Source organism: Pseudomonas aphyarum, from assembly GCF_028657055.1.
GTDB classification, from domain to species: Bacteria; Pseudomonadota; Gammaproteobacteria; order Pseudomonadales; family Pseudomonadaceae; genus Aquipseudomonas; species Aquipseudomonas aphyarum.
Map to the genome: position 1 here is coordinate 93,676 of NZ_JAMDGS010000021.1, position 10,698 is coordinate 104,373.

Below are 10,698 nucleotides of genomic sequence, written 5' to 3' on the forward strand. Positions count from 1 at the left end.
GGAAAGGCGCTTCGCGGGCGAAGGCGCGGTATTATGCCTGCTTTGTCCGACGGCATGAAAAGTCTGCCCGTCGGAACGGCGCGTTTGCGGACACTTTTTTGAGGGGCTACAGATGTCACCCTGGCTGACAGTAGTAGGAATCGGTGAAGACGGCTTCAAGGGCCTGGGCAAGAATGCCCGGCGCGCCTTGATGGGCGCTTCACGGATCATCGGCGGTCAGCGTCAGCTGGATCTGTTGCCGGCGTGCATCCGCGGCGAGCGTCAGTTGTGGCCGAGCCCGTTTTCCCTGGCCCCGGTGCTCGAGCGTCGCGGTGAAGCGGTGTGCGTGCTGGCCAGCGGTGATCCGATGTTCTACGGCGTTGGCGCGAGCCTGGCGCGGCAAGTTCCCGGCAGCGAGATGCTGGTTCTGCCGACACCAGCCTCCTGCTCGCTGGCAGCCGCCCGATTGGGCTGGCCGTTGCAGGAGGTGGTGATCGTGTCCTTGGTGGCGCGACCATTGGCCGCTCTGAACGCACAGTTGTTTAGCGGCGTGCGCCTGTTGCTGCTGAGCAACGATGGCCAGAGCCCGTCCGCCGTTGCGCAATTGCTGCGTGAGCGCGGATTCGGCGCCAGTCGCCTGAGTGTGCTGGAACATCTGGGCGGCGACGCTGAACGCCGGATCGATGGCACCGCCAACGACTGGAACGATCCGCTCATTGCCGATCTCAACGTGATCGCCATCGAATGCCTGGGCGATCCGCAGACACCGCGCCTGTCGCGTCTCGCCGGTCTGCCGGACTCGGCCTTCCAGCACGACGGCCAACTGACCAAGCGCGACGTGCGCGCGATCACCCTCGCCCGCCTCGCCCCGACACCGGGCGAATTGCTGTGGGACGTCGGCGCCGGCAGCGGTTCGATCGGCATCGAGTGGATGCGCACTCACCCGACCTGCCGCGCCCTTGCTATCGAAGCCGATGACGGCCGACAACAGTTGATCGAACACAACCGCGACGCCTTGGGCGTGCCCGGCTTGCAACTGATTCGCGGCAGTGCCCCGCAGGCTCTCGCCGGGCTGGAACGCCCGGACGCGATTTTCATCGGCGGCGGCGTGACCCGCGAAGGCGTGCTCGACACCTGCTGGGAACAACTCAAACCCGGCGGCCGACTGGTCGCCAACGCCGTGACCCTGCAAAGCGAAATGACCTTGATGAGCTGGCGCGAACGCCACGGCGGCGAGCTGACCCGCATCCACATCGCCCAGGCCCAGCCGCTGGGCGAGTTCGATACCTGGCGCCAGGCGTTGCCAATTACTCTGCTCGATCTGGTCAAACCCCTCGATGCGTGACGAAACCGCCGAACAACCCGCGCCCCTGCGCAGCGGCCTGACCACCGGCAGCTGCGCCACGGCCACCAGCCTCGCCGCTGCCCGCCTGCTGCTCGGCGGCGTGGTGGCGGACGCCGTGCAGATCGTGTTGCCCAAGGGCAAGCAGGTGCAGATGCGCCTGGAGTTCTGCCGGCTGACCGAGAACGGCGCCGAAGCCGGAACCATCAAGGATGCCGGCGACGACCCGGACGTGACTCACGGCGCTCTGCTCTATTCACGGGTGCAATTGATGGCCGAGCCGGGAATCCGCTTCATTGCCGGTAAAGGTGTCGGCACCGTCACTCGGCCGGGGCTGGTGCTGGGCGTCGGCGAACCGGCGATCAACCCGGTGCCGCGCAAGATGATCAGCGATCACCTGACTTTGCTGGCCGAAGAAACCGGCTATCGCGGCGGCTTCGAGGTGACGGTCAATGTCGAGGGTGGCGAAGCCCTGGCGCTGAAAACCATGAACCCGCGCCTTGGGATTCTCGGCGGGCTGTCGATCCTCGGCACCAGCGGCATCGTCCGGCCGTTTTCCTGCGCAGCGTATATCGCCTCGATCCATCAAGGCATCGACGTGGCGAAAACCAACGGCTACCTGCACATCGCCGCCTGCACCGGCAACGCCAGCGAAGACACCATGCGCCGGGTCTACAACCTGCCGGAAATCGCCCTGATCGAAATGGGCGACTTCGTCGGCGCCGTGCTCAAGCACCTGCGCAAAGTGCCTGTGGATAAACTCAGCCTGTGCGGCGGCTTCGGCAAGATCAGCAAACTGGCGGCCGGACACATGGATCTGCACTCGCGCCATTCGAGCATCGACCTGCCGCAACTGGCCGAATGGGCGGCGGCGATTGGTGCTGACGATGCGCTGCAGCAAGCCATTCGCGGGGCGAACACCAGTCAGCAGGCGTTGGCGATGGCCAGTGCGGCGGGCGTTGCCCTCGGTGATGAGGTCTGTCGCCATGCTCTGGAATTCGCCCGTAGCGTGGTACCGGCGCAGGTGCAGGTCGAGGTGTTTGCGATTGATCGTCAGGGCGGTATCGTCGGCCATGCGGGAGCTTTTGTATGAAACGGATTCTGTTGCTGGGCGGCGTGACCGAAGCGCTGGCCATCGCGCGCACTTTGGGGCCGGAACACATTTACAGCCTGGCCGGCGTCGGCCGGGTGCCGACCGATCTGACGTGTCAGGTGCGCGTCGGCGGCTACGGCGGTGCCGAAGGTCTGGCGCAGTTCATTCGCGACGAAGGCATCAACCTGCTGCTCGACGCCACCCACCCTTACGCCGCCCAAATCAGCCAGAACGCCGCCACTGCTGCGCAACTCACCAGCATCCCCTGCTGGGCCCTCCGCCGCCCGGCGTGGCAGCCGCAACCGGGCGATGACTGGCGCGAAGTCGCCGACTGGGCGGAACTGATCGCCGCCCTCGAACCCTTTCACCGCCCACTGTTCACCCTCGGCCGCGAACCGCTGCAACACCTCGATGAAATCCCGGCGCACCAGTTCTGGACCCTGCGCGCCCTTGACGTTTATCCCGGCAACGAACGCTGCGAAGTCATCGGTGCCCGTGGGCCGTTTCTGCTGGAGGATGAGCGAGCGCTGTTCGAACGCCGGCAGATCGACGTGCTGATCAGCAAGAACAGCGGCAGCACCGCAACCGAGCCGAAACTAGAAGTGGCGCGGGCGCTTGGGGTGCCGGTGATGGTGTTGAAGCGACCGCTGTTGGCGGGGGTTGATCGGGAATTTACGACGGTTAATGACGTCATCTCGGCTCTTGAAAAACCTTGATCGGGACGGAGCTTTTTCCTCTCGCGATAGCTTCAGTTGTTGATGCAAGTCCCATGCAATGCAAATTCGAGCCGCTACACTCTCTTGAAAGAGCGCTGCGACACCAAACCGCACGACGCTTTTTTACTTATCGGTCCTGATCAGGCTAAATAGCCGCGCCTGATCGCCCACCCTACGGATCTGTCCCATGAACCGACACCGGCTCGCATTTGCCTGGATCGCCTGCTTTGCAGTGCTGTTCAACATGCTCGCCATGCCGTTGACGGGAGCGATGGCGCAGGCGGCGCAGACACCGGCCGAGCAGTTGCTGTGGAGCAGTTTCTGCACCGGCAGCGGGACGAAGATGGTGGCGATCGACATCGGCAGCCTCGATCAGAAAGCGCCGCAAAGCGGTGACCATCATTCGACCATGCAGCATTGCTGGTGCTGTTCCGGATCGGCGCCGGTGGTGGCGTTGCCGGGGCATTCGCCGCAGCTGTATTTCGCCCGATACGAAAGCAATCGCAGCGTGGCGCCCGCCTTGCTGCAGACTCCGACACCGCGCAAGCAATGGCCGAGCCTCAATCCCCGCGCCTCTCCTCTGGTTTGATTTGTTCCCGCATTTGACCTGCGTTTCAAATCGTTCTGGAGAACTGCCATGTTGAACAAATTCATCGTCATCGCTGCGCTGTTGCTGCCTGCGTGCTTCGTCCATGCCCACGAATACAAGGCCGGCGAGCTGGAAATCGCCCACCCGTGGTCGCAGGAACTGCCGCCGAACGCACCGACCGTTGCCGCGTATTTCATCATTCACAACGCCGGCAAGACGGCTGACCGCCTGCTCAGTGTCGACTCGCCCATCGCCCCGACGGCCGAACTGCACGAGCACGTGATGCAGGGCGATCTGATGAAGATGCAACAGGTGCCGAACGTGGCCATCCCGGCCGGTGGAAACGTGACCTTCGCGCCGATGGCCTATCACGTGATGCTGATGAATCCGACCGACCGCAGTCTGCTGACCGACGGCAAGCGCTTTCCCCTGACGATGCACTTCGAAAAGGCCGGTGACGTGACCGTCGAAGTCGCCGTGCAGAAGAAGCCGCCGGAAGCCACGCAAGCCCACGCGCACGCCCAGTAACCGTTCCGGCAGACTCCGCCCATGCGCCCCCTGAGCGCCAGGCCCTCCCTGCAACGCCGTCAGACTGAACACCTGACCCGCGGCAGCTGGATCGCCCTGTTCGCCATGTTGATGATCTTCATCGGCCCGCTGATTTCCCAGTCGATGCCGATGGATCAGCACGCCTCGACCTCCATGCCGATGAGCATGGACATGTCGATGGACATGGCGGGCATGGATCATTCCGCGCATGAAGCAAAACCCTCGGCCGAACACTGTCCGCCGCAATCCTCGCACCATGTGCTGTGGGAAAAATGCGGTTATTGCAGCCTGCTGTTCAACTGCCCGGCGCTGACCGGCGGCGGCAGCTTCGCCACCTTCAGCATTCCACTCGTCAACACCTTCACCCCACCCTCCCCGCGTCTGGGCCATGCCCGGCAGACCTTCTTCCCCGGCGCCCGCACCCGCGCCCCGCCCGTCGCAGCGTAAACACCCACCTCTGATTGCACACGGTTGAGAAGACAGCCTCAGGCTGCCGGCCGTGTCGTTTACGACTGTTTGATGGAAATTGTCATGTCCAGGTTTTCTGCTGTCCCACGCCCGGCTTCTGCCCCAGCGCCCTTTGCCCTGAACGAATCCCGCGTTCGTTTCAGGCACGCTACCGCCGTCCTTTGCGGCGTCCTGCTGTCCCCGCTGGTCCACGCCGACGAACACGCTGGCCACACTGATGAGCTGAGCCCGACGGTGATCACCGCCATCGCCCCGAGCTCGCCGCTGACCATCGTCACCAACCCGAAAGACCCGCGCCAACCGGTGCCGGCCAGCGACGGCGGCGACTACCTGAAGACCATTCCCGGCTTCGCCCTGGTGCGCAACGGCGGCACCAACGGTGATCCGGTGCTGCGCGGGATGTTCGGTTCGCGCCTGAACATCCTCACCAACGGCAGCATGATGCTCGGCGCCTGCCCCGGCCGGATGGACGCGCCGACCTCGTACATCTCGCCCGAGACCTACGACAAACTCACCGTGATCAAAGGCCCGCAAACCGTGCTCTACGGACCAGGCGCCTCGGCCGGCACGATCCTGTTCGACCGCGAGCCGGAAAGCTTCGGCGAACTCGGCACCCGGGTGAACGCCAGCGTGCTGGCCGGCTCCCACGGGCGCTTCGACAAGGTCGTCGATGCGGCGGCCGGCGGCTCGCTGGGTTACGTGCGGGTGATCGGCAACACCGCGCATTCCGATGACTACCGCGACGGCAACAACGACATCGTTGCCTCGCGCTATGACAAGTGGAACGGCGACGTGGCGCTGGGCTGGACCCCGGATGCCGACACCCTGATCGAACTCACCGCCGGCAAGGGCGACGGCGAAGCCCGCTACGCCGGACGCGGCATGGATGGCTCGCAATTCCTGCGTGAAAGCCTCGGTCTGCGTTTCGAGAAATCCAACATCACCGATGTGCTGGAGAAGCTCGAAGCGCAGGTCTACTACAACTACGCCGACCACGTGATGGACAACTACACCCTGCGCACGCCGTCCGGCACCGGGATGATGGCCGGTCCCATGGCGTCCAACGTCGACCGCCGCACCCTCGGCGCACGGATCAAGGCCACCTGGCGCTGGGCCGATATCCAGCTGATCACTGGCCTCGATGCGCATACCAACGAACACCGCCAGCGCAGCGGCATGGGTATCGATACCTATAAGGATCAGCCGTTCACCAAGGACGCCGACTTCCATAACTACGGGGTGTTCAGCGAAATGACCTGGTACGCCGCCGACCGCGACCGGCTGATCACCGGCGCCCGGGTCGACCGTGCCTCGGCCAGGGATTTCCGGCAGACCACCGGCTCGGGAATGATGTCCCGCCCGAACCCGACTGCCGGCGATACCCGTGCCGACACCCTGCCGAGCGGCTTCATCCGTTACGAGCATGACCTGGCCGACAGCCCGACCACGCTCTACGCCGGCCTCGGCCACGCTCAACGTTTTCCGGATTACTGGGAGCTGTTTTCGCCCAAGTCCGGCCCGGCCGGTTCGGTCAACGCGTTTGATTCGATCAAGCCGGAAAAGACCACTCAGCTCGACTTCGGCGTGAACTACAAGAGCGCCGAGCTCGAAGCCTGGGCCTCGGGCTACATCGGCCAGGTGCGCGATTACATCCTGTTCGACTACACCCCGGGGATGATGGGCATGAGCACTTCCCGCGCCGAGAACATCGACGCGCGGATCATGGGCGGTGAACTCGGTGCCGCTTACAAACTCACCGACAACTGGAAAGCCGATGCGACCCTGGCCTACGCCTGGGGCAAGAACAGCAGCGACGGCAAGGCCCTGCCGCAGATGCCGCCGCTGGATGCGCGCTTCGGTCTGACCTATACCGAAGACAACTGGAGCGCCGGCGCACTGTGGAGGGTGGTCGCCGCGCAAAACCGTATCGACCAGAACAAAGGCAACGTGGTCGGCAAGGATTACGACAAGAGTTCAGGCTTCGGCGTGTTCTCGCTCAACGGTGCCTACCGGATCAACAAACACTGGAAGGTCAGTACCGGCGTCGACAACCTGTTCGGCAAGGCTTACGCCGAACACCTGAACCTGGCGGGCAACGCCGGGTTCGGCTACCCGGCTAACGACCCGCAAGCGATCAATGAACCGGGGCGCACGCTCTGGACCAAGGTGGACATGAGTTTCTAACCCTCAAGGGCGCTCGCTCCCTTCAGGGAGCGGGCGGCAACAGACAACTAGAAGATCCAAGCCAAGCGGAGCACACGTGATGAAACAGCCCAAACCGAATTTCTACAACCTGGCCTGGCGTTGGCATTTTTATGCCGGATTGTTCGTCGCGCCTTTCATGGTGATGCTGGCCCTGACCGGCATCATTTACCTGTTCAAGCCGCAACTCGATTCGCTGATGTACAGCAGCCTGCTGAACGTCCCCGCCGGGCATCACACCGTGCCGGCCGATGACTTGCTGCAAAAGGTCAAAAGCGCTTATCCACAGGGCCAGGTCACCCAGTACCTGCCGCCGGTGAATGCCGAGCGCAGCGCGCAGTTTGTCGTGGCCAATGCCGGCCATGAGCTGAACGTGTTCGTCGATCCGTACCACGGCGACATCCTCGGCGAGCAGGATGCCAGGCAGAACCTGCAAGCCATCGCCCGGGCGATCCACGGCGAGTTGATGATCGGCACCGTCGGTGACCGACTGATCGAAATGGCCGCCGGCTGGGGCGTGGTGCTGGTGGTGTCCGGGGTTTTCCTGTGGTGGCCGCGAGGCCAGGCAGCGGGGATTCTGTGGCCACGCCTGAGCAGTCGCGGCCGCGTGCTGTGGCGTGACCTGCATGCCGTTACCGGATTCTGGGGCGCGGCCTTGCTGCTGGTGATGCTGCTCAGCGGCATGACCTGGACCGGCTTCTGGGGCAAGCAGTACGCCCAGGTGTGGAACGTGTTCCCGGCGGCGATGTGGGACAACGTGCCGACTTCCGACGTCGAGGCCGGCAGCCTCAACAACGCTGCCCGCCAGACCGTACCCTGGGCGATGGAAAACACCCCGATGCCGATGTCCGGCGACCACGCCGAACACATGGCCCACGGCGGCATGCAACACGGCCCCGCCGCGCCGACCATCCCCTTGCAGGACGTGCAAAACATCGCCGTTGAGCGCAAGGTCGAGCCGGGCTACAGCATCACCCTGCCGACCACCGCCACCGGTGTGTTCACCATCGCCCTATTCGCCGACGACCCGCGTAACGATGCGACCCTGCACGTCGATCAGTACACCGGCAAGGTGTTGGCCGACGTGCGCTTCGAGCAGTACGGCGCAGTTGCCCGCGCTACCGAGATCGGCGTGATGCTCCACGAAGGCAAGATGTTCGGCACCTTCAACCAGATCATCGTGTTGCTGATCTGCCTGATGATCCTGCTGAGCGCCGTCAGCGGCGTGGTGATCTGGTGGAAACGCCGCCCGCAAGGAAAATTCGGCGTACCGCCGCTGCGTCACGATCTGCCGAAGTGGAAAACCGGCGTGGCGATCATGCTCGCACTGGCGGTGGTGTTTCCGCTGGTAGGGGCTTCTCTGGTGGTGGTGTGGTTGCTGGATCGGCTGCTGTTGTCGCGTCTGGGCCGACAAGCTGAATCTGCCTCAACTTCATCATGAAACAGGCGAGATGCGCGATCCAGACAGATCTTTAAACTGCCGGGGCTTAAACTCCGGCATTTTTTAGTGTTACTGTATAACGCAAATTTGCTGCTCTGCCCGCAGCCATGCATTGTCATGAGCCTGCGGGCTTTTCTTTTGAAGAAGTGATTCACCGCCCCGATGAACAAGTACCTCTTGTCCAGCCTCTGTCTGTTCGCCCTGAACCACAGCGCCCACGCCGACAACACCCCGCTGACGCTGCCCACCGGCACCATCACCGCCCCGGCCAATGAAGACCAGACCGTCAGCCTGACCACGCCGACCAGCGCCGGCTCGCGCCTGAACCTCACGCCCATGGAAACCCCGGCCAGCGTCGAAAGTCTCAGCGGCGAACAAGTCCGCACACGTGGCGATCGCAGCGTGCAGGACGCGGTGTCGCGCAGCACCGGCATCAGTCGCACCGGCACGCCGGGCGATGGCGGCACTTCGTTGCAGGCCCGGGGTTTTACCGGGCAGAGTTCGGTGATGCAGTTGTATGACGGCAACCGCATGTACACCGGCATGGGCACCGTGACGTTCCCGGTCGACACCTGGTCGGTGGAGCGCGTCGACGTACTGCGCGGCCCGGCCTCGGTGCTGTACGGCGAAGGCGCGACCGGTGCGGTGGTCAACGTGATCCCGAAGAAGCCGTTCGAAGGCGAAATCGAAAACCATGTGCGCGTCGGTTACGGCTCGTTCGACCTCCAGCAGCAGGCGTTCGACAGCGGTGGTTCGCTGACCGACACCCTGAGCTATCGCCTCAATCTCAATCGCCTGCGCAGTAATGGCTGGGTCGATCGCGGTGATTCCTCCAGCGACTTCATCAGCGCCGCCCTGCGCTGGCAGGCCACTGATGACCTGACCTTCACCCTCGCCCACGATTACGGCGTTCAGCGCCCGCAGAACTACTTCGGTACACCGTTGATCAACGGCCAGTTGAAAGACAGCCTGCGCAACAAGAACTACAACGTGCGCGACGACAAGCAGCACTACAACGATCAGTGGACGCGCCTGACCACCGACTGGCAGATCAACGATGCAGTCAGCGCCAGCAACGAGCTGTACTACCTGAAAGCCCAGCGCCGCTGGCAGAACGCCGAGAACTACAACTTCGACGCTGACAGCCAGCAACTCAGCCGCAGCGGCTACTTCGGCATTGGCCACAAACAGGAACAGGTCGGCGACCGCCAGACCTTCACCTTCAAGCACTCGCTGTTCGGCCTCGACAGCCAGACCGTGACCGGTGTTGATTACAACCGCATCCGTTTTCAGCTCAACAGCAACTCGCCGTTCAACGACCTGTTGCCGAATGGCCAGCCGCTGGACCGGTATCACCCGCAAAGCGGTTATTTCGAGAGCGCCGATCCGTATCGCGATCAGTTCGACAGCACTACCAAACAGATGTCGGTGTTCGCCGAAAACCGCACGCAACTGAGCGAGCGCTGGTCGCTGGTGACCGGTGTGCGCCGCGACTACGTGCATGTGGATCGCAACAACCTGGTCGACGGCAGCCAGAGCGACAAGACCCTGACCGGCAACAACTGGAAGGCCGGCCTGGTGTTCGCGCTGACGCAGGACACCTCGTTCTACGGCCAGGTCGCCACCAGCACCGATGGCATCGGCGGTCTGATTTCCCTGAGCCCGAGTCAGCAGCAATATGACCTGTCGACCGCACGGCAAACCGAGATCGGCATGAAGCAGTTGTTCTGGGATCAGCGCGGCGAGTTCACGTTGGCGGCGTATCGCATCGTCAAGAAGAAGCTGTTGACCGACGACCCGGGCAACCCGACGCTCAAGCAGCAGGTCGGCCAGCAATCGTCGAACGGCCTGGAAGCCAGCCTTGATCTGCAACTGCCACACGCCTGGCAACTGCAAGCCAACGCGGCGATCGTGAAGGCCAAGTACGACGATTTTGAAGAAGTGGTCGGCGGCGTGCCGGTGTCGCGCAACGGCAATCGCCCGGTGGACGTGCCACGGCGCACCGCCAATCTTTGGCTGAGCAAGGCGCTGACCGATGACCTGAAAGCCGGCGCCGGTGTGCGTTACGTCGATGCGCGTTACGCCGACATGGCCAACCGCAACGAGCTGCCGAGCTACACCGTGGTCGATGCAACGCTGTCGTGGAAAGCCCTGCGCAACACCACGCTGGGGTTGCAGGTGAACAATCTGTTTGACCGGACGTATGCGCAAAGCCAATACAATGAGGGCCAGCAGTGGATTCTGGGTGAGCCTCGTTCGTTCTTTGTCACCGCTGACTACACCTTTTGACTCACTGGCCCCGCCCTCACCCTAACCCTC

Annotated in this window: 9 protein-coding genes; all 9 read left to right on the forward strand. The window is 63.3% G+C overall.

Translation table 11 applies throughout. The features are described 5' to 3' along the window. Positions 1 to 112 precede the first annotated feature (112 nt). Positions 113 to 1,324: a precorrin-6y C5,15-methyltransferase (decarboxylating) subunit CbiE gene (gene cbiE, locus M5G18_RS27825; protein WP_273897092.1), complete on the forward strand. Its 1,212-nt coding sequence runs from the start codon at positions 113 to 115 to the stop codon at positions 1,322 to 1,324. Continuing rightward, entirely contained in the window at positions 1,317 to 2,414 is a 1,098-nt protein-coding gene (locus tag M5G18_RS27830; protein WP_273897091.1) for a cobalt-precorrin-5B (C(1))-methyltransferase, read from the forward strand. Before cbiE ends, M5G18_RS27830 begins: the two co-directional genes overlap by 8 nt. Further along, positions 2,411 to 3,130 carry a cobalt-precorrin-6A reductase gene (locus M5G18_RS27835; protein ID WP_273897090.1) on the forward strand — a complete coding sequence of 240 codons (720 nt, stop codon included), beginning with the start codon at positions 2,411 to 2,413 and terminating at the stop codon, positions 3,128 to 3,130. Before M5G18_RS27830 ends, M5G18_RS27835 begins: the two co-directional genes overlap by 4 nt. Before the next feature lie 187 nt (positions 3,131 to 3,317). Then, positions 3,318 to 3,719: a DUF2946 domain-containing protein gene (locus tag M5G18_RS27840; RefSeq protein WP_273897089.1), complete on the forward strand. Its 402-nt coding sequence runs from the start codon at positions 3,318 to 3,320 to the stop codon at positions 3,717 to 3,719. A 48-nt stretch (positions 3,720 to 3,767) separates the two neighbouring features. Further along, the gene (locus M5G18_RS27845; RefSeq protein WP_273897088.1) at positions 3,768 to 4,247 is read left to right on the forward strand and encodes a copper chaperone PCu(A)C; all 480 of its coding nucleotides are present in this window, start codon (positions 3,768 to 3,770) and stop codon (positions 4,245 to 4,247) included. A 21-nt stretch (positions 4,248 to 4,268) separates the two neighbouring features. Beyond that, a complete protein-coding gene (locus M5G18_RS27850; RefSeq protein WP_221534699.1) occupies positions 4,269 to 4,715 on the forward strand; it encodes a DUF2946 domain-containing protein in 447 nt (148 codons plus the stop codon). An 84-nt stretch (positions 4,716 to 4,799) separates the two neighbouring features. Further along, a complete protein-coding gene (locus M5G18_RS27855) occupies positions 4,800 to 6,920 on the forward strand; it encodes a TonB-dependent copper receptor (RefSeq protein ID WP_273897087.1) in 2,121 nt (706 codons plus the stop codon). 79 nt (positions 6,921 to 6,999) lie between these two features. After that, positions 7,000 to 8,379, forward strand: coding sequence for a PepSY-associated TM helix domain-containing protein (locus M5G18_RS27860; protein ID WP_273897086.1), 1,380 nt, complete (start codon positions 7,000 to 7,002; stop codon positions 8,377 to 8,379). A 162-nt stretch (positions 8,380 to 8,541) separates the two neighbouring features. Beyond that, positions 8,542 to 10,668: a TonB-dependent receptor gene (locus tag M5G18_RS27865; protein WP_273897085.1), complete on the forward strand. Its 2,127-nt coding sequence runs from the start codon at positions 8,542 to 8,544 to the stop codon at positions 10,666 to 10,668. Positions 10,669 to 10,698 lie beyond the last annotated feature (30 nt).